This window comes from Lysobacter sp. BMK333-48F3 (assembly GCF_019733395.1).
Taxonomy (GTDB): Bacteria; Pseudomonadota; Gammaproteobacteria; order Xanthomonadales; family Xanthomonadaceae; genus Lysobacter.
The window spans coordinates 3582753-3604527 of the sequence record NZ_JAIHOO010000001.1; the positions used below are offsets into that span (position 1 = coordinate 3582753).

17 protein-coding genes are annotated in these 21775 nt (G+C 63.7%); 8 read left to right on the forward strand and 9 right to left on the reverse strand.

All coding sequences use genetic code 11. The features are described 5' to 3' along the window. Window positions 1-255: 255 nt before the first annotated feature. The 4 genes from dgt (at window position 256) to K4L06_RS15440 (ending at window position 3300) form a co-directional block, all read left to right on the forward strand. On the forward strand, window positions 256-1794 hold the full coding sequence (gene dgt, locus K4L06_RS15425; RefSeq protein WP_221672238.1) for a dGTP triphosphohydrolase: 1539 nt from the start codon (window positions 256-258) through the stop codon (window positions 1792-1794). Further along, window positions 1791-2522, forward strand: a complete 732-nt coding sequence (locus K4L06_RS15430) for a hypothetical protein (protein ID WP_221672239.1) — start codon at window positions 1791-1793, stop codon at window positions 2520-2522. Before dgt ends, K4L06_RS15430 begins: the two co-directional genes overlap by 4 nt. A 263-nt stretch (window positions 2523-2785) precedes the next feature. After that, window positions 2786-3025 (forward strand): hypothetical protein, encoded by a 240-nt coding sequence (locus tag K4L06_RS15435; RefSeq protein ID WP_221672240.1) that lies wholly within the window; start codon window positions 2786-2788, stop codon window positions 3023-3025. Between the two features lie 56 nt (window positions 3026-3081). Then, window positions 3082-3300 carry a hypothetical protein gene (locus tag K4L06_RS15440; RefSeq protein WP_221672241.1) on the forward strand — a complete coding sequence of 73 codons (219 nt, stop codon included), beginning with the start codon at window positions 3082-3084 and terminating at the stop codon, window positions 3298-3300. Window positions 3301-3555: 255 nt separating this feature from the next. On the opposite strand, the gene K4L06_RS15445 is transcribed toward K4L06_RS15440, so the two are convergent. The 4 genes from K4L06_RS15445 to K4L06_RS15460 all read right to left on the reverse strand — a co-directional run bounded on the left by K4L06_RS15445 (window position 3556) and on the right by K4L06_RS15460 (window position 7989). Then, window positions 3556-5397 (reverse strand): peptidoglycan-binding domain-containing protein, encoded by a 1842-nt coding sequence (locus K4L06_RS15445; protein ID WP_221672242.1) that lies wholly within the window; start codon window positions 5395-5397, stop codon window positions 3556-3558. Between the two features lie 22 nt (window positions 5398-5419). Further along, window positions 5420-6118 (reverse strand): hypothetical protein, encoded by a 699-nt coding sequence (locus K4L06_RS15450; RefSeq protein WP_221672243.1) that lies wholly within the window; start codon window positions 6116-6118, stop codon window positions 5420-5422. 77 nt (window positions 6119-6195) lie between these two features. Continuing rightward, complete coding sequence (locus K4L06_RS15455; protein ID WP_221672244.1) at window positions 6196-6879, reverse strand: hypothetical protein; 684 nt, start codon at window positions 6877-6879, stop codon at window positions 6196-6198. 93 nt (window positions 6880-6972) lie between these two features. Continuing rightward, a complete protein-coding gene (locus K4L06_RS15460; protein WP_221672245.1) occupies window positions 6973-7989 on the reverse strand; it encodes a hypothetical protein in 1017 nt (338 codons plus the stop codon). A gap of 446 nt (window positions 7990-8435) precedes the next feature. On the opposite strand from K4L06_RS15460, the gene K4L06_RS15465 reads away from it, so the two are divergent. Both K4L06_RS15465 and K4L06_RS15470 read left to right on the forward strand, forming a co-directional pair. Next, window positions 8436-9977, forward strand: a complete 1542-nt coding sequence (locus K4L06_RS15465; RefSeq protein WP_221672246.1) for a S1 family peptidase — start codon at window positions 8436-8438, stop codon at window positions 9975-9977. Window positions 9978-10662: 685 nt separating this feature from the next. Continuing rightward, window positions 10663-13350, forward strand: coding sequence for a reprolysin-like metallopeptidase (locus tag K4L06_RS15470; protein ID WP_221672247.1), 2688 nt, complete (start codon window positions 10663-10665; stop codon window positions 13348-13350). Between the two features lie 373 nt (window positions 13351-13723). Here K4L06_RS15470 and K4L06_RS15475 read toward each other — a convergent pair whose 3' ends face one another. After that, window positions 13724-14938, reverse strand: a complete 1215-nt coding sequence (locus K4L06_RS15475; RefSeq protein WP_221672248.1) for a S1 family peptidase — start codon at window positions 14936-14938, stop codon at window positions 13724-13726. Between the two features lie 533 nt (window positions 14939-15471). Then, the gene (locus K4L06_RS15480; RefSeq protein WP_221672249.1) at window positions 15472-16977 is read right to left on the reverse strand and encodes a S8 family serine peptidase; all 1506 of its coding nucleotides are present in this window, start codon (window positions 16975-16977) and stop codon (window positions 15472-15474) included. Window positions 16978-17594: 617 nt separating this feature from the next. Between K4L06_RS15480 and K4L06_RS15485 the strand changes: the two genes are divergently transcribed. After that, window positions 17595-19613, forward strand: coding sequence for a M13 family metallopeptidase (locus tag K4L06_RS15485; RefSeq protein WP_221672250.1), 2019 nt, complete (start codon window positions 17595-17597; stop codon window positions 19611-19613). Between the two features lie 283 nt (window positions 19614-19896). Here K4L06_RS15485 and K4L06_RS15490 read toward each other — a convergent pair whose 3' ends face one another. Next, window positions 19897-20118, reverse strand: a complete 222-nt coding sequence (locus tag K4L06_RS15490) for a helix-turn-helix transcriptional regulator (protein WP_221672251.1) — start codon at window positions 20116-20118, stop codon at window positions 19897-19899. Window positions 20119-20120: 2 nt separating this feature from the next. Further along, window positions 20121-20636, reverse strand: a complete 516-nt coding sequence (locus K4L06_RS15495) for a DUF2975 domain-containing protein (RefSeq protein ID WP_221672252.1) — start codon at window positions 20634-20636, stop codon at window positions 20121-20123. 299 nt (window positions 20637-20935) lie between these two features. Here K4L06_RS15495 and K4L06_RS15500 point away from each other — a divergent pair, with 299 nt between their 5' ends. Next, window positions 20936-21172 (forward strand): DUF2188 domain-containing protein, encoded by a 237-nt coding sequence (locus tag K4L06_RS15500; protein ID WP_221672253.1) that lies wholly within the window; start codon window positions 20936-20938, stop codon window positions 21170-21172. Window positions 21173-21372: 200 nt separating this feature from the next. Here the strand turns inward: K4L06_RS15500 and K4L06_RS15505 are convergent, their stop codons facing one another. After that, complete coding sequence (locus tag K4L06_RS15505) at window positions 21373-21762, reverse strand: STAS domain-containing protein (RefSeq protein WP_221672254.1); 390 nt, start codon at window positions 21760-21762, stop codon at window positions 21373-21375. Window positions 21763-21775: the final 13 nt, after the last annotated feature.

The window sequence follows — 21775 nt, forward strand, 5'->3', positions numbered from 1 at the left end:
AATGTTTAATTATGGGGCGATGCTTCGAATCGAGGACGTCAAGATTTCCTCGCCCCTCGTGCGAATGGCCGGAGGGTCTTGTTTTCTTCGTTCGTAAAAGCGGCGCTGATGCGTTCGGCTTGGCAGATTAGTTATGCGCGGGATGCAGGTTGATGGCGCTTGCTGAATTTCTCGCGCGCGCAGGCGCGCGCATATAGTTGATTCTTTGGGTGTCGGTCACATTGTTATTTAATGTAACGCCAACAGGGGGCGAAGATGGCTAAGAGGGGTGTGAAGAAGGGCGTTAAAGCCTTGAATAAGACTGGAACTAAAAAGCAAAAAATTGTTGGTCCGAAGTTTAGCAGTGGCGACGTGGGGGCGCAGCCACTTGACTGGATGAAGTTGCTCTCGTTGTCGCGTATGCCGGGGCAGGATCGCAAAAAGCTTATTTATGGGACAATCAATGATCATCGTACAGAACACGAGCGTGATTTTGATAGAGTTGTTTTTTGTACTCCTGTTCGGCGCCTAAAAGATAAAACGCAAGTGTTTCCGTTGGACATGCACGATGGAGTAAGAACTCGCCTTACTCATTCAATGGAGGTCTCAAACTTAGCGCGATCTATGGGGACTGCCGTAGCGGCAAATATCGAGGCGCTCGCGTCCATTCCTGGCGCGCAGAGAAATGTGCCCGCCTTGCTGGCGGCTATCGCACTGACTCATGATTTGGGAAATCCTCCCTTTGGTCATCAGGGGGAGGTCGCAATTCGCAGTTGGGTTGAAAGTAACGAAGCAGAAATCAAGAAGGAGGCTAAGAGTGAGTTCAATAGAGATTTTCTCAAGGACTTCCTTCTCTTTGAAGGCAACGCGCAAGGGTTTCGTCTGCTGACTAGGCTGCAGCATCAAGACCATAAAAGTGGGCTAAGGCTTACTGCATCAACACTTCGGGCATTTATGAAGTACCCATGGTTATCAGGTGCGGTTAATTCTGATGGAGGTCCAAAGAAATTTGGTGTGTTTCGGTCCGAAAAGACTATTTTTGAATGGGCTAGTGCTGAAACGGGGCTAGAGGTTGGGGTTAGGCATCCTTTGAGTTATCTAATGGAAGTCTGTGATGATATTGCTTACTCGGTTTTAGATATTGAGGATGCGGTAAAAAAAGAGCTGGTTAGCGTTGCCGAGCTGGCTTCATTTATTGGTAATGATGAGCGCTTCAAAAACGATGTTCGTGTTGAGCACCTTTTGCAGCAATATAATGATGATCGTGATTGGCTCAATAGCCTCCGCATGCCGCGCGAAGACCGTGTAAAAGTTGCTCTTTCTAGCAAGGAGATCAGAGATTCTCAAGTTGATATTATACGCAGCTATGCGATTGGGCTGATGGTCTCAGATGCGATTGATCGATTTATGGCGCTCGAGACAACTAATGCTTTCGGTACTTTAAAGAAGGGGATTGCTGAGGATTTCAGGTCTTCCCGGCTTGTGGATGCTTTCAAATGTTTCGCTGTGTTGCGCGTCTATAATCACCCCTCCGTTCTTAAGGCGGAGCTGCAAGGGCATAACATCATTCCTGAACTGATGACTGTTTTTTGGAGGTCGATAGTCAAGCATCGACACGGGACGCAATCAAAAATAGACGAATATGTTATGTCACTAATGTCGCCAAACTATGTTCGTGTATACAGGCAGTCTGAGGATCTAGGCCTGCCTTGTTGGTATCGGCAGGTACAATTGGTATGTGATCAGGTTTGTGGAATGACAGATTCCTATGCGATAAGAGTGCATTGCGATCTTCGAGGGTTAGGGGCTCTATGAGCTCAGTGTCTATTCAGGTATCTCAGAAGTTGCGGGGGTTTGTTCGTGCACTTAAAAAATATGACGAACTAAGTGCGGTAATTGATGTTTGGAACGAAGTTGGGGAGGCTTATCTTTTTGGCGGAGCTCCTCGGGATGTTGCTTTCGGTGCCCGGAAGTCGATTAATGATCTCGATATTTTTGTATCGGGCCCCGTGCGAATGGAGTCGATCAATGATCGGGTGTCGTTGTTAAAGAAGACAAATTTCGGCGGTTATCGATTTGTTGTTGGTCAATTCGACGTTGATGTTTGGGAGTTGGATAAAAGCTATGCATTTCGCTTTGATGCTTCCTCATATATAAACGCGCGAAATTTGCTTGATTCAGTCTGCTTTTCGACAGATGGCGTGGCCGTTTCGTTGAAAACTGGTCGGAGCATCGTAACGCCCGAGTTTACTAGCAGTTTGGCCGATCGGAGATTGGATTTTGTGGTTCCGCCTGCGAAATTGGAAGCGGTTATTGGGGCGAGAATTGCCCGCCTTGCGTTGAAGCTCGAGTTGGAGCTCACTCCCGCTGTCGCTAGCTATTTCGTTGAATGCTTAGAAATCTTCGGAATTTCAGCATTAATCGATGCTGAAACTCGGTGGGGGAGTAAGCGTATTCTTAATGAAATATCGATGGAGCAGATAAAGCTTGATATTCGAGAGGCTATAAGGAGGGCTCGTATTTGCTTGCGCAATGAATATTGATACTTACTGTTTGAAAGGGCGGGTTGATTAAATTATTGGGTTCTCGGCGCCGCGTGGAGAGGGCGTTCTTGATGTCGTCCAGCGCTTGGTACGAACGCAAGCACAGCGCTTTGAATGCTTCGCTGAATATTTGGGCTAGATAGCGGGGCTATTAGCCTATCCGGGCTGTAGCTCGTTCCGTCGAGGGCAAATGCATTAGTCCGTCGCTGGACGGACAAGCCGAGACCCGAGCAGAATCTCAGCTCGGTGGACGGAAGTTCGCAATGCCAAGCCGCACCATCATCGTCGCAGGCGCAACAGGTCTCGTGGGTAGAGAACTTCTGTCCGGGCTGCTGGGCGACCAGAGCGTAGCCGCCGTGCATAGCCTCGGTCGCAGAATGCTGGCGGCGCAGCATCCCAGACTAACGGGTCACGTCGTCGACTTCGCTGCACTGCCCTATCTGCCGCGCGCGGACGAGGTGTATCTGGCGCTGGGCATGGCGATCAAGGTCGCCGGCAGCTAGGCAGCGTTTCGTGCCGTCGATTACGACGCCAACCTAGCGCCGTCGCGACGGCGGCCTTGGCCGCGGGCGCCAAGCGGGTCGGCCTGGTCAGCGCGATGGGCGCCGATTCCAAGTCGAAGGTCTTCTATGGCCGGGTGAAGGGCGAACTGGAGGATGCTTTGGCGGCAATGCCGTTCGAGGGCATGGTCTTCGCGCGACCATCGCTGCTGGTCGGGGATCGCAAGGTGCTTGGGCAACCGACGCGGCAAGGCGAGGTGCTGGGCTCCGCTCGGTAAGGTTGTGGGGTTCCTGATCCCGGCGAACTACAAAGCCATCGACGCGTCGGGGGTCGCCTCGGCTTTGCTCTCCGGGGTGCCGTCGGCCCAAGGTAGGAAGGTCCTGCTGTCCGGTGCGATGCGGCGCTTGGCGTTTTCGCGGCCCTGAGTTGCCCTGGATGGAGGGCCAATTCGGCTTCCTTGCCATGGCAATCAAAGTGGTCGCTCGCCTGGAGCGACCCGTTGCGGGGGCTTTAGGTGGACTCGGATACGGCCTTACTGTCTTGGGCCGCGGCTCGGGTCTTCTTGCGAACGTTGGGCTAGGTTTTGCGCGTGCTGTTGGTCGCGCTCTTGATTGAAGGATTGGTTCGCACGCAAGGTGTCCTGCATCGGCGGTGCCGGCTCGGATGTGGAGACACCCGCGTGGAATCCTGGTACGACACCCGCGACCCACAGGGTTCCATCTACAACCCCGATGTGGCCGATGCGACCAGCATCGGGAATGCCGTTCTGCTTGGCTTGAAGCATCGCTTGCGCCACTTTCTCGTCAGTCACCTGCGCAGGTACGTTTTGTCGGATCTTGTCGAACATGGCTTGATCCTCAGGCGCTAGCCGTGAGGGTGTCGGTGTGGGGTCGATGCGTGCTGGCGATGAAACCGGGCTGATCGGGGCAGGGGCCTGCGAGCCGGAGGCTGGTGCTGGGGAAAGGGGGGCTGCATGGGGTGCGCGACTTGCCTCGTAGCGATCGGCAGCCAACTCGGGATCGATCCGCCTGCCAAGATTGACGTTGGCGGCGAAGTCGCGGGTGGGGCGGTCGAAGACCTGGTCCGCTGTTCGTTGGACGATGGCCAATCCGGCCTGGGTGCTGATCGCTGCGAGCGTATGCCAATCTGCGACACCGTTGACCTGCTCAGTCCCATGCCAAAGTTGAAAGGCCTGTACTGCTCGTTGAGTGGCCGAGCCAAAAACGCCATCCGCGGTGATCGGCTGTTTGATCCGCTCATTGATTCCGAGCTGGATCAGATTCTCCTGTAACTTTGTGACTTCCGGGCCCTGCTCGCCGACTTTCAAGCTGCCGTCGACCATCGCGTCGCGTGGTTGGTGAGTTTTGATTACGGAGGTAGGGGCTTGCAAGTACGACGGCAAGCCTTGGTCGTTCGGCTGCATCCAATCGCTGCGATAGCCGGGCGGTTGAAAGCGCTCGGCGACTTGCTGGAAGTCCGGTGTCGCTGAGAGCGCCGCGGCGTGCGTTCGCAATGTCGTTAGCGTCGCAATGTCGGCTGTGCCGGTAGCTGGGAGGTTGTTGCGCTCCTGGAAGAGCGAAACAGCTTCTCGTGTGCTCTTTCCATAGTCTCCGTCGGCTTGCAGCGCTCTACCGTTGGCATCGACCGCGCCGACCAGCTTCAGATTTTCCTGTAACGCTTCTACGGAAAGATTGGCTTCGCCAGGGCGTAGCTCATTCTCGAAAGGTAGTTGGTAGGGGATGCCTTTGAACCGTTCCTCGATGATCAGCAGTTGGTCGAGTCCGTCGCGATTGAGCGCTATATCGTTGTAATAGTCGTAGCTGCTCGTCCCGTAGTCGTCCGTCGCGGCCTGCTTTCCCTGGACGACTTTCACGGCCCCGCCATATCCGGCGATATGTCGTGCTTTCAGGAAGCCCGCGATGTGCTCCTCGGAGTCGCCCTCTACGAGCACTCCCTGCCTCATGGCGGTGCGATAAGCGGCGTCGCTGTTGCGTTTGAACGCTTGATCCTGCAAGTCGGCGGAGGCCTTGTACTGGTCGAGGCTCAAGCCGTCTTTCCAGTTGGAAGCATCTTCCAGGAAGCGGGTCATGCCTCCCGACTCGGCCCAGGTCCATTCCCTGCGATACCCCGACATCGCCGCTCTGACCTTGTCCGCGTCGACGTAGCCCGCATCGGCCAGCCAGGTAGCGCCCGCCTGATACCGTCCGACATAACCCGCACCGTTGATGATGCTCAGGTCGCCGCCATTGCTCTCGGTCAAGACGGTTGAAGCCACCAGTCTCCGAGTGGAATAGTCGCTTAGCCCTTCGATATTGCCCTGAGCATACTGATTGGCCGTCAGTACGGCTCGTTCTTGCCTACGCGTCCCTGCCATGTTCCTCCTCCTTGATGATTGATCACTGGTGCTGCTTGCACTTCAGTTGGGCCATGACCTCGCTCGGCAGGGTCCGTGTCAGGTCGAATACCGTGAAGCCCGCGGTATATTTGCCTCCGTCTTGCTGGCTCGCCTGCACATAAATCTTGTCCCGCCCCGCGATTGAGACAGCGAAGAACGCGCCATTTCCTGTGCCTTCTTCAGCTTCTCCCGGGGTGCATTCATCGGCGATCGTGGAGACTTCAGCCGCAGCGCCGAACTGTTTCTTGAGGACGTCGAGGTAATCGTCCGAATAGAAAGGCTTGCTGATCGAGATGGACTCGACGGCAGCCTGCGACCCGTTGATGGATAGGGTCGAGTCGCCTTCGTTTCTTTTCGTGGTCGCGTAATCCAATCCAGGCCTGCCGTTCGGCACCTCTTTGACCGAGAACCCGAGCAGCAAAATTGTTCCGTGTTGTGAGTAGCGGCCGGAGGCGTACTCTTTGGGCGACGGGTCGATCCATTTGATCTGGGGTAGGGCTCTATACGCCGTCCAATCGCGGCCTTGGTCGCTCACGAACAGCTCGGCGCTGGCGAGCATGTCGCTGGACTGGGCGGGTGCAACACGTTCGGTGCGAGGCTTTGAGCTGGTCGAACTTTCAACCGCGGCGGTTCCCTTCTGGCAGCCTGCCAAGCTCAGTAACGCAATGGCGGCTGCTGCGGTCAGGTAGTTGAGATTCACGTCATCTCTCTTTGTTGGATTGGTCCTTTGGCGAGACTCGGATGAACAGGGGTTCGGTCCCGAAAGCTGTAAATAGGTCAGTCCTCAATAATCATCTCGATCGTGACGGCATGCACGCAGGCAGTCTGATCGCCTTCGGGGGACTGCTGGTGGGTGTAATCCACCAATAGCGATTGTCTGCCTTTCCAGTAGTGCCAGGCTTGCGGTCTGTTGTGCGGCCCGGGGAACTCACTGTACTGGTAATCCATGGCGTTCAGCTTGTCGTGCAGGCCAGCGAGGGCTAGCGCACATGTCCGGCGCCGTTGCGGGTCGTATTGTTTTTCATCCGGAAGGCGGATCCCAACCCGTTTGTCGTCGCTGGTGTACTGGCTGAAATCGAACGAATACGCCGAGCCGGAGTCCAGGCTTCCCTGCATCGACCAGGTGCCTTCGACTCCAGAAGCGCCCAATGGGAAATGCGTCAGTTCTTCCACCCGTGCTTTGCTCAGGTCGTCTGGGGCTAGGGTTCCATGGATCAAGGCGAACAACTTTTCTTCGAACTCTGCGCTGCTCAGCTTTGGCGCTGAGGCCGACGCATTGGGTGTGTCTTTCGCACGCTGAGCCTTGGGGCTGGAAAGCGATGCCGGTTGATCGGATCGACCGGGCTGCGGTGCGGTGACCAAGACCTCCGCTGGGGAGCCGCCGGCGACGAGGCCCAAGCACAAGATCGCGCAACAGAGTGTGCGTGTGTCGAAATGGATCTTGGCGATGAGTCGGGCCATGGACCGGTTCCGAAAAGACGCCGTTAGGGTCATGGAACTGGGATCGGGTTGCAAGAGCAACTGGGAGTAGCGTATTTGCTGGGGCCTATCGGATCAGTTCACAGCTCTGTCGATCACGACCGAGATGTGATCGATGCACTCGATGCCGCCGCGGTCGAGCGGCTCGGTCGGGTAGAGGTCTACGTGGACCACTTGCCCATTCCTGGAGAAACGCCAGTTCGACGCTTTGCCGTGCACTCCGGTCGATCTGTCGCTGCGGAAATTGGCGGCGTCAAGTTTGCGATGCAACGTGTCGAAAGCCAGCGTGCAAGCAGCGGCGCCGGTTCCTTCGCTTTGCTCAATTGGAATCGCCGCAATCTCAAGCCTGATGTCGTCGGCCGCGAATCGCTCGATGCCGATGGAGAATCGCCACCCCTCGACAGTCGTTCCCTTGGCGTAGGACGCATCACGGCTGTCCAGGCGATGCAGGCTCAGTCCGGTCAAGCGTTCGATGTGTGGCTCGGTGAGGTCGGCCTTGGTGCGGACGCCGTCGATCAAGCCTAAGATGATCGACTCCACTTGCTTAGCCGGAAGCTCAGGCGGGGAGAATGGGAGCTGTTTGACAATAGTCATCTCGATCGTCATGGCATGCACGCAGGCGGCCTGACCGCCTGCAGGCGTGTCGTGGTAGGTGTAGTCCACCAACAGCGACTGCCGGCCTTTCCAGTACTGCCAGGCTTGCGGCAACCCATCCGGCCCCGGGAATTCGCTGTCCCGGTAGCCCATGGCTTTCAGCTGGTCGTGCAGGCCGGCCAGGGGCAACGCGCAGGTATGGCGGCGCCGCGGGTCGTAGCGCTTCTCGTCTGGCAGGTAGACCTGCACCTCTTTGTCGTCGTCGGCGTGTCGGCTGAAGTCGAACGAATACGCCGAGCCGGAGTCCAGGACGCCGCGAGCCGACCAGGTGCCGTCGACTTCGGATGGGCCCAGTGAGAGGTGCGTCAGCGCTTCGACCCGAGCCTTGCTCAGATCGTCCGGGTCCTGGATGCCTTGGACCAGGGCGAGGATTTTCTCCCGCAGCGCTGGGCTGCTCAGCTTGGGCGCCGAGGCCTGCGCTTCGGGCATGTCGTTCATGAGCTGAGACTCGGAGCGGGGCGGCGGTGTGGGCTGTTCAGACCGAGTGGCCTGCGGCGCCGTTGCGGAAACACCCGGGGGCGATCCACAGGCGGCCAAGCCCAGACACAAGACCGTCCAGCCGAGCGCGCTGGGGAGGAAGGGAGTCTTGGCGATGAGTTCGGGCACGGGCTGGCTCCCCAATGACAGGGCCAGGGTTGCGGAACGGTCGCAGCCTGGCAAGAGCAACCGGCAGTTGCGCCATTCCTGTGGGTGACGTTCGCAATGGCCATTGGCTTCGAATAGCGCCCACGACAGTCAAACCGGAACGCCCATTCCGTTTCGACCCATTCACACTCAACGACCGTGTCAGTTCTGACAGGTCGGCGACCGATCCGCTTCGCGGCAGACGCTATAAGTCGCTCGACAGGTGTCCGCCTGTCGCCGACACAAGGAGCGTTTGCCTCATGGATTTCGGATCTCGTCGTTCTCTGCGTTTCGTCCCGGCTGCGTTGGCGGCCGGTCTGTTGTGTTCGCTGGGGTTGCAGGCGCAGCCGGTCGGGGGCGACCCGATCGCGGTGTCGTATGCGCAGACCTACCGCGTGCCGGTGTCGGAGGCGCAGCGCCGGATGGCGCGGGTGCCGGCGATCGCGCAATTGGAGCAGCGCTTGCAGCGGGAGCTGCCGGAAGCGTTCGCCGGCCTGTATATCGAGCATCTGCCCAGCTATCGGGTGGTGGTGCGTTTCACCAAGACGCCGAAGGCTTTGCTGGCGCGATACACGAAGGATCCGGTGTTCGTCGCTCAACTGGCGCCGCGGCCGTTGGAATTGCTGCGCGGGGCGCAGGAAGAGTTGGCGGCGCAGTTGAGTTCGTCCGGGGTGGCGTTCGAATCGGGGGTGGACGTCAAGGCTTCGCAGGTGAATCTGTTCGTGCTGGATACCGCGACGGCGGCCAAGCGCCTGTCGGGGCTGATGGCGGTGGCCGACTACATCAAGCTGCACAAGGTGCCGGCGTTGATGACGCCGACCGCGATCGTCGGCGGCAATCAGGTCGACGGCAGCACCCAGCGTTGCACCACCGGTTTCAACGTGTTCAACGCGACGCGCGAGTTGGGGGTGATCACGGCGGGGCATTGCGACAATGCGCTGACCTATATCGGCAGCCCGAACGCGACCCTGGCGTTCCAGAGCGAGCAGAACGGCGGTTCGCTGGATCTGCAGTGGAACAAGCAGTCCGGCGGCACGCCGCAGGAGCAGAGCAACCAGATCAAGCTGGTCGGCGGGCCGCAGGCGACGATGGACATCACCAGCCAGACCACGTCGGCCAACCTGCCGCTGGGCACGACGGTGTGCAAGATGGGCATCACCACCAACTACACCTGCGGCGAGGTAGCGGACAAGAACGCGCAGGCGATGTACGCCGGCTCGGTCGGCACCTATATCCGCGTGCACAACGCCAGCAACCAGGTGATGACCGCCGCCGGCGACAGCGGCGGGCCGGTGTTCGGCACCAACACCGCCTACGGCCTGGTCCACGGCCGCGGCGGCACGGGAACGCCGACCCATAACGATCTGTACTTCATGCCGGTGGATCATTTCTCGGCGATCGGGGTGACCTTGCTGAAGGAGAAGTTCGCCCTGACCAGCATCCCCAACGTGTCCGGGCCGCATAACGTCAGCTTCCAGGCGCAAGTGTTCTTCCAGGGTGTGCCGAAGTTCCCGGTGCAGCGCAAGACCAAGATCGTCAGCTGCGCGATGGGCTGGACCTGCAGCGACTACAACGGAACCTATACGACCAGCAGCACGTCGCCGCTGACGTTCAACTACAAGTGCAACGTCACCGGCTCGAACCCGACCTCGACCTTCGTCTGGAGCACCACCCTGGTCGGCGCCGACGGTGTGGCGACCAATGCGATCCAGCACACCAGCACCTGCACCTCGACCACGGTGGCGGGCGCGGCGAAGGCTGGCGGAGAGGGCGGGGCGCCGTCGATCACGATCGAGCCTTGATGCTGGCCAGGGGCGGCGACTGTCGTCGCCGCCCCTGTAGGAGCGGCGTGAGCCGCGACCGCGAAGATCCGACCTTGCGCCGTCATCTGCGGCGACCGACGCCTTAAAGGGTAGGAGCGGCGCAAGCCGCGACCATGCAGCCGCATGTTTGCGGTCTGTATTTCGACTGAGGAATGTAGCCGTATCGCGTGTATGAGGCAGGGATGTCGGTTGCAAGGTGGATTCGGTGCGAGTCCCACAGTTGCACGGTCGCGACTTGTGACCGGAGGAAATCCCCGTGGGGCGTCGCTCCTACCCGCGACAGGACTTGGTTTCTGACAGGGGCACGGGTCCTCGGGTTTTCTGCGCGTTCCGTGGTCGCGGCTTACGCCGCTCCTACAGGGAGCTGCGGCGGCGACGAACGGTCGTTGAGGCTACCGTTGGTCGTCTGAACAGGGCTTTGTCGTTGGCGGAGTGAGACGGGTGTCCGAGGCTGCGCTGGGCGGACGTTGTCCCCCAGTGCCGGCCGCGTGCCCGCTCCTGCCGCGGGTGCGCCGGCATTCCCCCGTTGACCAGGACCTGTGTCATGACTACCCATTCGACGTTTCGGCGCGGCCCGAGGGGTTGGGCTGCGGTTTCACTGATCGCGTTGGGTCTGGCTGCGCTCGCGTTCGCGAGCCGGATATCGACGTCTTCGTTCGAGTCTGTGCAACACGACGCCGCGGGTGCGTCGCAGGACGCCTCGGGAGCGGGCGGTCCCAATCCGCTGGCCTTGGCGGCCATGCAGATCAACGGCGGCGCGTCGCCGGACGGCATGTGGCAAACCCTGCCGGCGGTGCAATTGCCCGAGCGGTTCCCGGCGCCGACCGCATACGTGCCGCTGACGCTGGACGCGATGATGCTGGAAGCGCGCTTGCGCGGCACGCCGCGCGAGACCTTCGGGCCGATCCCGGAGCAGACTCAGATCTACCTGCCGCGCGCCAGCGGCGGTTTCGTCCAGATCGCGCTGGCGCAGAGCCAGTTGCTGGGGCCGGGGCTGGCCGGCCAGTACCCGCAGATCAAGACCTATGTGTTCGAGGACGAGCGCGAAGGCTTCACCGGCCATATCACCGTCGGCACGCGCGGGGTGTTCATTTCCGGCCAGACCGACGACGGCATCCTGCGCGTCGAGCCGGTCGAGACCGCCAACGGCCGAGTCTATCTGAGCTATCGCGACCAGGACCGCACCGACGGCGCCAACGATTTCCATCAGGACGACGACGATCACCACGGTACGCCGGTGCCGCGCTTCTCCGCCGCGCTGGTATCGCAGATCCAGGCCAACGCCAAGGTCTCGGCCGGCACGCAGTTGCGGATCTACCGGCTTGCGGCGTCGACCACCGGCGAGTTCTACCAGGCCCGCGACGCGGGCGGCGGCGCGGCCGACGTGCTGTCGTCGATCGTCGCCGACCTGGCCGGCGCCAATGCGGTGCTGGAGCCGGAGGTCAGCGTGCGCCTGGTCGTGGCCGATGCCAGCGACGATGTGATCTACAGCGATCCGGACACCGACCCGTTCGACAACACCCAGAGCCCGTGCACGCTGCGCGACGCCAATCGCGACAACAACAAGGTGGTGCTGGACGACGCGGACTACGACATCGGCTTCCTGTTCGCGACCCGCGGCGGCAACGGCGCCAGCGGTTGCGCCTGGTTCGTGGTCTGCCTGACCACCTACGACACCCTGCACAAGGGCCGCGGCGCGGGCCAGATGGGCAACAACGGCGCCAACAGCGCCAGCGGCTTGCTCGCGCACGAGGTCGGCCACCAGCTCGGCGCGCGGCATACCTTCACCGGTTCGGACGGCAGCTGCACGCTCAACGAGTTCCTGGCCGGCGACAGCGAAAGCGGCTACGAGCCGGGCAGCGGCACCACCCGCATGTCGTACAACGGCAACTGCGGCACCGACGATGTCGACACTTCGGTGATCGGCGCCGGTTCGTATTTCCACTCGCGCAGCTTCGACGAGATCGTCACCAACGTGTTCAGCGGCGACGGCTCGACTTGCGGCACGCTGGTGAATACCAGCAATCTGCCGCCGAACGTGAATGCCGGCGGGGATTACACGATTCCGCGGCAGACCCCGTTCGAACTCAGCGGCTCGGCGACGGACGCCGATGCGCTGACCTACAACTGGGAGCAGTACGACCGCGCGCTGACCCAGCGGCCGATCAACACCGACCCCGGCGACGGGCCCTTGGTGCGCTCGCTGCCACCGGGCGCGTCCAGCTCGCGCATCATCCCCAACCTGCAGGATCTGTTGGACGGCGTGACCCGCGCCGGCGAGATCCTGCCGCAGGTCGACCGCGAGATGAACTTCCGCCTGATCGCTCGCGACAATCGCATGGGCGGCGGCGGCGTGGCCTACGACGGCATGCACATCCAGGTGTCGGGCAGCCCGTTCTTCATCACAGCGCCGAACAGCGGCACGCTGGGCGCCGGCTGCACGGTGCCCTTGAGCTGGGAGGTCGGCGGCGGTTCCATCGCGCCGCAGGTCAGCGCGCTGTTCTCCAGCGACGGCGGGCAGAACTTCGCCACCACCCTGATCGGCGCGACCGCCAACGACGGCGCGGCCTCGTTCGTGGTGCCCTGCGCCGGCGGTTCGGACAACCGGATCAAGCTGCAGTCGGTCGGCAATATCTTCTTCGACATCAACGACCAGGACCTGAGCGTGACCAATACCGCGCCCAGCGTTGCGGTCGACACCGCCGGAGGCGCGGTCGACGAGGCCTGCGAGTTCACCGTGCAGTTCAGCGCCCAGGCCACCGACACTTGCGGCGTGCTGGCCGGCGATGTCGAGGTCGAGTTGATCAAGGCGGCGAACAACTACACCCTGGGCACGCCGACGATCAACATCCAGCAGGTCTCGGCTACGGAAGTCGGGGTCAGCGGCAGCGTGGTGGTGTCCGAGCTGACCGGTTCGCCGGCGCAACTGACCGTCCGCGTCACCGCGCAGGACGCCTGTGGCCTGACCACCCAGGACACCGCGCTGGCGCAGATCGTCGACGACACGCCGCCGACGATCGACGTCAGCCTCAGCCCGGACCAACTGTGGCCGCCGAACCACAAGATGGCGCCGATCTGGGCCACGGTGGTGGCCAAGGACAACTGCCCGGGCGTGGCCTACACCCTGACCAGCGTGATCAGCGACGAGCCGGACAACGGCGATGCCGACGGCGACACCGTCAACGACATCCAGAACGCCGCGATCGGCACGGCCGACCTGCAGTTCGACCTGCGCGCCGAACGCGCCGGCAACGGCGACGGCCGCGTCTATACCGCGACCTACACCGCGGCGGACGGTTCGGGCAACGACGTCAGCGATTCGGATACGGTGTTGGTGCCGAAGAACAAGTGAGTTCTTGGGTTTACGAAAGATGCAGGAAAACGCCGCCTTCGGGCGGCGTTTTTCTTCGTCGGCATTTTCCCTGCGTCGCAGTTCCTCTCGCAACGACGATGCAAAGGGTAGGAGCGGCGCAAGCCGCGACCGCGTTGCCGCACATTCGCGTCGCCACCGCCTGCAACCGACGCTCCAACGAGTAGGAGCGGCGTCCCACGGGGATTTCCTCCGGTCACAAGCCGCGACCGCAACGGCAGAGGTCGGTTTCTAACGGCGGCGCCGGGAGTCGGGGTTTCTGCGCGTTCCCTGTCGCGGCTTACGCCGCTCCTACAAGAGCGAAAAAGCGCCCCGGATGGCCGGGGCGCTGGGTTTGCTGCTTGGCCGCGAGGGCTTACGGCGTGGTCTTCAAGGTCAGCGAGTAGGCGCTCAGGATCGGGTTGATCGGGCTGTAGTAGCTGTTGCCGCCGCCGGTGCGGCCCTGGCGGCCCTTGCAGCTGCCGCTGCCGCCGGACAACACGCCCTGGGCCTGGCCGGCGCCGGTGATGAACGAACCGCCGGAGTCGCCGCCTTCGGAGCAGGCGGTGGTCTGGGTCAGGCCGGTGACGGTGCCGTCGGGATTGCCGGCGTCGTCGACGTAGGACACGGTGACGTTCTTGCTGCGGATGGCGCCGCAGCGCCAGCTGCTGGTGCGGCCGGAACGGCACAGCGCGGCGCCGACCGCGGCTTCGGTGCTGCCGGACACGTTGACGTCGCCGTTGCCGTAGCCGTACACGCTGGCCGACAGGGTGTGGGTGCTGTCGACCTGGACCCAGCCGCGGTCCGGGCCGGTTTCGTTGTCGTCGGGCATGCTCGAAGCGGCGAACGAACCCAGGCGCACGCCCGGGGTCCACTGCGAGTCTTCGTTGTAGACCACTTCGCCGGTGTTGCCGCAGTGGCCGGCGGTGGCGAAGCCCAGGGTGGTGCCCTTGGTGACCGAGAAGCCCACCGAGCAGGCATACAGATAGCCGTCGCCCGGGTTGCGCAGATAGCCGCGGCCGCCCTGGATGGTGGTGCGGCGCTGCGGCGCCTCGGCGAGGGTTTCGAAGCGCACGGTGTTGCTGTCCAGGCCGCTGCGCGCGACGAAGTCGACTGCGGCGTCTTCCGCGCCCGGGGCGACGCCGACGATCACGCTGTTGCTGGGCAGGTCGACCGCCCAGCTGTACACGCCCTTGGGCGCCTTGCCGTTGCGCGCCAGCTGGCTGTCGAGCTGACCCTTGGCGGCGTCGAGCGCGGCCAGGCTGTGGCGGGCCTGACGGGTTTCCACGCCGGCCGTGGCCTTGGCGGCCTTGATCGAAGTGCTGGCGGCGACGAAGGCGAAGGAGCCGTCGGCCTTGCGCTCGAGCCAGGCGCCGGCGTAGTGGCGGCCCAGTTGCTTGGCCAGCGCCTTTTCCTGCTGCGCGGCCAGGCGTTCGGCCTTGAGGTACTGGGCGAGCTGATTGCCGGACAGGCCGAGGTCGCGCTGCATGGCCGTCTTCAGGGCGGGGGCGAGCTCGTCGGCGGCGAAGGCCGCGCCGGAAACCATCATGACCGCCGTTGCAGCGAGAACCGACTTACTGATCTTGCGCATATCCAAAAGCTCCTAGGGCAGAGAAGGGATGCGGACAGCGATGCGGCCGGTCCGGGGCAGGCGGGGATGAGCCGGTTGGGGGCGCTCGGGTGGGCCGCAATGAATGGAACGGGGCGGTGCGACGGCGTCCCTACCTTGGAATTGCGACCGAGTGCCTGTTTTGCGTGCGGGTTCAGCGACGCGTGGATGAAGATCGTGAATGAGTGGCGGCCCACGGGTAGGAGCGACGCGAGTCGCGACCGCGAAGCTTCGGCCTTGCGCCGTATCCACCCGCAACCGATGCAGAAGACGAAGCGCGACGGAGAGTTTGTCGACGATGAGTCGATCAGATCGGGCTGTGGGTTGGCGGGAGAGGTTCGGCGCGAGAACGAGGTTTCGCGGTCGCGGCTTGCGCCGCTCCTACCCCGCGATACGGCGTGGTTTCTGATTGCGGCGGCGGGCGTTGGTTTTTCTACGCGTTCCGTGGTCGCGGCTCACGCCGCTCCTACAAGAGGGTCCAGCGCCCCGCGCGAGCGGGGCGCTGGACGACGCGATCAGGGCATGGCCTTGACGCGCGAAATCGCCGCGCGCAGGTCGGGCAGCGGGCCGATCTGGCCGCCGCTGCCGGTCTGCGGGGTGCCGGTGGCGATCAGCAGGTCGCGCATCTGCCGCGGAGTCAGGGTGATGCCGCGCTGCTTGGCGATGCCCGACAGCGCGACCACCGCCGAGGCGACGATCGGCGAGGCGCTGGAGGTGCCGGAGAAGGTCTTGGTGTAGTAGGCGTTGGCGCCGCCGTTGTAGAGGTTGCCGTAGCCGGCGGTGGTGACGCAGCGGCCCCAGGCCTGGACGTTGACGCGGCGGCCGTAGGTCGAGAACGGCTGCTTGGCGCGCTCGGCGACGCTGTCGCTGCACCAGGCGTTGGAACGCGGGCCGCCGGCGCCGACGATGATCGAGCCCGAGTCCGGGCGGCTGCGCGGGAACGGCGAGCCGAAGCAGGCGGTGTTGTCCAGGTTCATGTTGCCGTTGCCGCCGGCCTGGACCACGTGCACGCCCTTGTTGGTGGCGACCACGATCGCGTCGTACACCGACGGCGTCCATTCCACCGGCACGTAGTTGCTGCAGCCGCTGGGGCCGGCGGCCTGCTGCTCGAGCAGCATCACGTCGCCGGCGCGCAGGAAGTTGGCCGCGGTGAGGATGGCGTTGGCCAGGTCGTAGCCGCGCTCGGTGTTCATCGCATTGGTGTAGTGCGCGCTGGCGCCGTTGACCAGGCCGGTGACGCCGAGGCCGTTGCCGTCGGCCACCAGTTCGCCCATCACCGCGGTGCCGTGGTTGTTGTCGTTGAACGGATCGCGCGGGGTGCCGTTGCGCACCTGCGCGCCGGCCAGGCGCAGCTTGGACAGGTCTTCGTGGTTGACGTTCCAGCTGTACTCGATGTCGAGCACGCGCACGCCGGCGCCGTTGCCGCCGGGCTGGGTGCGGGCGTAGTCGCTGTCGATGCCGCTCTGCGCGGCGGGCAGCTTGTAGTGCTGGTTGGCGTCGTAGGCCGGCGAGGCCGGCAGCGGCACCGGCAGCGGCGCGGGATAGGCGATCTCGACGATGCCCATCGCGTTGAGCTCGTCGATCACCCGCTGGATGTCCTGGCCCGGGCGCAGGCGCAGGCGGAACCATTGGCTGAGGTCGGGCTGGGCGTTGCCGGCCTGCGGCTGCGCGCTCTTGGCCAGGCCGGCCAGGGTCGCCGCATCGGCGCGGAACAAGGGCTCCATCGCCGACACCGGGCCGGCGCCGCCGGTCAGGCTTTCCAGCGCGGTCAGGCGGCCGTATTTGGCCGAGGTCGGGCGTCCGCCCTGCAGGCTGACCTGGCTGTCGCGGACGAACTTGACCTCGATGACTTCGCGCGAATCGTAGCGGCCGAGCGCGGTCTTGAGCGGCTTGGCGAACACCGACGGCGCGGCGGGATCGGCCGGCGGCGCGGCAGCAGCGGCGGCGGGCATGGCGGCGATGAGCAGCAGCGGCAACAGGCGCAGCCGGCGGGCCGGCGCGGTAGGAGCGGAAGAGCGCATGAGTGGGTCCTGGATGGATGGGGAGGTGACGTCATGCGAAGCGGTACGCGTCCGGGCTTCGCGGCCGGTGCGGTGCGGGATCGGCGTACGGCTGCAGCGGCGATCCGGCGGCGAGGTTAGTCAGCCGGGTGTGTGCCCTGACTTGAGTCGGATCACGCTTTCGCCGATGCGGCCCGGGCGCGGTTTCGCGCTGCGGGAAACGGGATCGCGCACACGGCTTGAAGGTGTCGCGAAGGGGCGCTGCGTCGTTGCGGCAGACACGGACGTGGCAGGGTAATCGGTTGGATCGCGTGTGCGGTCGCGGCGCCGGACGAATCGTTGTGCAGTGCACCGATACCGCATCGGATGGCGGCGAGTCCGGTCCCTGTAGGAGCGGCGTAAGCCGCGACCCATCGCAGCGGTGTACGCAAGCGTCTTGTCCGAAGCCCCAGACCTTCGACCCGCACGGAGGCTATCGTCCGAATGTCCTGACTTCGGCTGCAGCGCTGTCGTACACCGCTGCGGTGGGTCGCGGCTTACGCCGCTCCTACAGGGGCAGAAGCGAAACCGGGACTTTTGGGACGGGTTCGCGGCGGGGCGCTGGCTATAGTGGCCGGACCCTCGACAGGAGTCGTGCCGTGGTCAAGTCCAGCGTTCCGCTTTTCGCGTTGTTGGCCGTTTCCACCGCGTCCGCCGGCGCCCTGCATGGGATCCAGCCCGGCGACATCAATCGCAACGGCCAGGCCTGCAACGATTTCTTCGATTACGCCAACGGCGCCTGGCGCAAGCAGAACCCGATTCCGGATTACATGGATCGCTGGAGCCGGCGTTGGCAATCCGGCGAGGTCAACAAGGAACGCGTGCGCGACATCCTCACCGAGCTGTCGGCGCGCAACGACTGGCCCCGCGGCAGCGCGGGGCAACTGGCCGGGGATTTCTACGCCGCCTGCATGGACGAGTCGCGGGTCGACGCGCTCGGGGTCAAGCCCTTGCAGCCGTGGCTGGACGAGATCGGCGCGATCGGCGATCGCGACGGCCTGCAGCGCGAGATCGGCAAGCTGCACGCGGCCGGCGTCGCGGTGCCGTTCGGGGTGTTCGCCGGCGAAGACCTGCGCGAGCCGTCCAAGACCATCGCCCACCTATATGCCGGCGGCCTGGGCCTGCCGGACCGCGACTACTACTTCAAGACCGAGCCGCGTTTCGTCGAGGCGCGAGCCAAGTACCTGCTGCACGTGGCCAGGATGTTCGAGCTGGCCGGGACCCCGGCCGAGCAGGCCCGGCGCGATGCGCAGGCCGTGTTCGAGTTCGAAAAGCGCCTGGCCGAGGCGTCGCTGGACAACGTGCAACTGCGCGACCCCAAGCTGCAGGACAATCCGACCGGCTTCGACGACCTGCCCAAGCTGGCGCCGAACTTCGACTGGGGCGGCTATTTCGACGCCGCGCAGATGCCGCGCGCCGCGGTCAACGTGACCCAGCCCAAGTTCCTGCAGCAGTTCGACCGCGAACTGGCCAAGACGCCGCTGCCGCAGTGGCAGGCTTATCTGCGCTGGCAGCTGCTGCATGCCGCGGCCGATTCGCTGTCGACCCCGTTCGTCGAGGAGAACTTCGCCTTCAACGGCAAGTTCCTCACCGGCACCACCCAGATCAAGCCGCGCTGGAAGCGCTGCGCCGAACTCACCGACAACCAGCTCGGCGAGGCGCTGGGGCAGAAGTACGTGGAGAAGTACTTCCCGCCGCAGGCCAAGACGCGCATGCAGGACATGGTCCGCAACATCCTCGCGGCGATGGACGACACCATCCGCGAGCTGGACTGGATGGACGATGCGACCAAGCGCAAGGCGCTGGAAAAGCGTTCGACCTTCGTCGCCAAGCTGGGCTATCCGGACAAGTTCAAGACCTACGACGGCGTCGCGGTGAGCCGCGACTCGGCCTGGGACAACGTGGTCGCCGCCTCGCGCTGGAACGTGGCCGACAACCGCAGCCAGGTCGGCAAGCCGACCGACCGCAGCCGCTGGGGCATGACCCCGCCGACCTCCAACGCCTACTACAACCCGCTGCAGAACGAGATCGTGTTCCCGGCCGGGATCCTGCAGTCGCCGGCGTTCGACGTGGATGCGACCGACGCGGTCAACTACGGCGCGATCGGGGTGGTGATCGGCCACGAGATCAGCCACGGCTTCGACGACCAGGGCGCGCAGTTCGACGCCCAGGGCCGGTTGAAGAACTGGTGGACGCCGGCCGACGGCCGCCAGTTCGCGGCCAAGGGTCAATGCGTGGTCGACCAGTTCGAGGGCTATTTCATCGAGCCCGGCGTGCACCACAACGGCAAGCTGGTGCTGGGCGAATCGATCGGCGACCTGGCCGGGGCCAAGATCGCTTATCGCGCGTATCTGAAATCGCGCGAGGGCAAGGGGCCGGAACCGACGCTCGACGGCTTCACCCCGGAGCAGCAGTTCTTCATCGCCTGGGGCCAGTTCCGCGGCGACGAGACCCGCCTGGAGACCCAGCGCACGATGATCCAGGGCGACCCGCACCCGGTCGCCAAGTACCGCGTCAACGGCCCGCTGTCGAACCTGCCGGCGTTCCAGCAGGTGTTCCAGTGCAAGGCGGGGGATGCGATGGTGCGGGCGCAGGAGCAGCGCTGCGAGGTGTGGTGAGGCTGGGTTCGCGCATCCATGCAAGCCAGGGCGCTGCGCGCCCTGGCTTGGTCGCGGAGACTTCGCAGTCGTGTCGCGGTGAAGCCTTGGATCCCCGCTTTCGCGGGGATGACGGTCTGGGAGTTACGCGGCGAAACCTGCCAACGTCATTCGCGGGGCTGACGATCTGGGAGTTACGCGGCGAAACCGACCCAGCGTCATTCCCGCGAAAGCGGGCTCTGCTTTTCGTCGGCGTTAGCCGTATATCCACAGGCTTCAGCGCCTAGCTTCGTTGCGGCCGTCCTCACTCCTCCGCCGGACGGGTCGGATCGTAGGTAATCAGCTCCCCGGGCTGGCATTCCAGCACCGCGCAGATCGCCTCCAGGGTCGAGAAGCGGATTGCCTTGGCCTTGCCGGTCTTGAGGATCGACAGGTTGGCCAGGGTGATGTCGACGCGCTCGGACAGCTCGGTCAGGGTCATGCGCCGCTCGTGCAGCTTTTCGTCGAGTCGGATCACGATGGCCATACTTACACCGTGCCGTCCAGGTCGGAGCGCATGCGCGCGCCTTGTTCGAATACCCGCGCCAGCACGAACAGCAACAGCACCGCCAGCCAGGGCGCGAACGAGAAGCCGACGTCGATGTCCATCTTCAGCGCCGGCGAGGATTTGGCGGCGGCGTAGACCACCGTCGCGATCAGCAGGCGCACGCCTTCGCCGGCCAGCACCCACCAGGCGATCGCCTGCAGGCGGCGGCTGTTGCCGGCGGCGAACGGGTCGCCGTCGCGTACGGTGTCGACGATGGCCAGCAATTCGCGCAGCACGCGATGGACCAGGTAGGCGCCGAGGATGCCGAGCAGCACCACCGCGCGCAGGGCGTTGTGCAGGTGGCCGTAGGTGGCGCCGAGGGCGTCGAACAGGAACTGCGGCTTGACCAGGGTCGCGATCAGCAGGGCGGCGATGGCGAAGGCATAGAGGGCGTTGAGCACGATCAGCCCGCGGATCACCACGCGGGCCAGGACCAGGGTGTTGGGCGAGCGGGTCATGGCAGTATCCTCCCGATATATCGTGATTCGATATATAAATTATCGAAAAACGATATGCAAGTGCCCGCGGCCGGGCTGAGCTGCCGTCTGTCGGAGGACCCGCGAGCCGGGGAGGGCCTCGGTTCGGGCCGACCGGACGGGTCGCTCCCATCGGCCGCTCCGGACGGCGACGGAACGACCGGCGGCGCAGCCTCCGCGATCGCCGACGGACGGTCGGCCGGCTGCGGCGCAGCGTTGCGTGGCTTGGAGTGCGGGCGCCTGCATGGTGCGGGCCGCCGCCCTACCGGGGGAGCGTAGCCATGTCGAAGAAAGAAGATATCCACGTCGTGCCGCACAACGACGGCTGGGCGGTCCGGCGCGAAGGCAGCGACCGCGCCAGTTCGGTGCACGACACCAAGGCCAAGGCGATGGCGGCCGCGCGCAGCTTGGGCCGCAAGGACCACGTCGAAGTCGTTACCCACGGACGCGACGGACGCATCCAGGACAGCGACAGCTACGGCAACGACCCGTATCCGCCGAAAGACCGCAAGCACTGATCAACGCCGGCGGCGGTTGCGCCCGGCACCGTCGCCGCCGATCGCTTTTGCTTTTCCCCCTTTGCAAAGGGGGGAAGGGGGGATTTGCTTCACCCCCGCAAGCCGATGCGACACACCATCCCCATCGCCACCACGGCTGTCTACGCACCGTCCGGCGACCCGCAGTCGAACCGGCGCTGCGCCGCGGCGTCGCCCGCCTCTCAAACCAGGTCGTCGTCCTCGTCCTTCGCCAGCACCTTGCGCTGCATCGCATCCAGGTAGGCGTCGGCCTCGGCGACGCTGCTGAAGATTTCGCTCAAGGGCACCGCCTTGACCAGATCGAAGACTTTCTGGATCTGCGGTTGCGGGTTGACGATCACGACCTTGCCGCCGCGCGCCGACAGCGCCTTGCGCGCGCGGAAGATCGAGCGGATGCCGGCGGAGCTGATGTACTCCAGTCCGGCCAGGTCCAGCACCAGCGACGGCCGGTCACCGAGCAACGGCGCCAGTTGCCGGTCGAGTTCGGCGTAGCTGGCGGTGTCCAGGCGGCCGGCGAGGCTGACGCGGTGGCTGTTGTGGGTCGCCGGATCGATGCGGATGGTCAGGTCCATGCGGGGCTCCAGG

Bases quoted from the DNA above. Each gene is read 5' to 3' on its own strand.
- K4L06_RS15500 (WP_221672253.1), top strand. From the start codon at position 20,936: ATGTCGAAGAAAGAAGATATCCACGTCGTGCCGCACAACGACGGCTGG.
- K4L06_RS15455 (WP_221672244.1), bottom strand. From the start codon at position 6,879: ATGGCCCGACTCATCGCCAAGATCCATTTCGACACACGCACACTCTGT.
- K4L06_RS15475 (WP_221672248.1), bottom strand. From the start codon at position 14,938: ATGCGCAAGATCAGTAAGTCGGTTCTCGCTGCAACGGCGGTCATGATG.
- dgt (WP_221672238.1), top strand. From the start codon at position 256: ATGGCTAAGAGGGGTGTGAAGAAGGGCGTTAAAGCCTTGAATAAGACT.
- K4L06_RS15435 (WP_221672240.1), top strand. From the start codon at position 2,786: ATGCCAAGCCGCACCATCATCGTCGCAGGCGCAACAGGTCTCGTGGGT.
- K4L06_RS15505 (WP_221672254.1), bottom strand. From the start codon at position 21,762: ATGGACCTGACCATCCGCATCGATCCGGCGACCCACAACAGCCACCGC.
- K4L06_RS15430 (WP_221672239.1), top strand. From the start codon at position 1,791: ATGAGCTCAGTGTCTATTCAGGTATCTCAGAAGTTGCGGGGGTTTGTT.
- K4L06_RS15465 (WP_221672246.1), top strand. From the start codon at position 8,436: ATGGATTTCGGATCTCGTCGTTCTCTGCGTTTCGTCCCGGCTGCGTTG.
- K4L06_RS15460 (WP_221672245.1), bottom strand. From the start codon at position 7,989: ATGAACGACATGCCCGAAGCGCAGGCCTCGGCGCCCAAGCTGAGCAGC.
- K4L06_RS15490 (WP_221672251.1), bottom strand. From the start codon at position 20,118: ATGGCCATCGTGATCCGACTCGACGAAAAGCTGCACGAGCGGCGCATG.
- K4L06_RS15445 (WP_221672242.1), bottom strand. From the start codon at position 5,397: ATGGCAGGGACGCGTAGGCAAGAACGAGCCGTACTGACGGCCAATCAG.
- K4L06_RS15495 (WP_221672252.1), bottom strand. From the start codon at position 20,636: ATGACCCGCTCGCCCAACACCCTGGTCCTGGCCCGCGTGGTGATCCGC.
- K4L06_RS15480 (WP_221672249.1), bottom strand. From the start codon at position 16,977: ATGCGCTCTTCCGCTCCTACCGCGCCGGCCCGCCGGCTGCGCCTGTTG.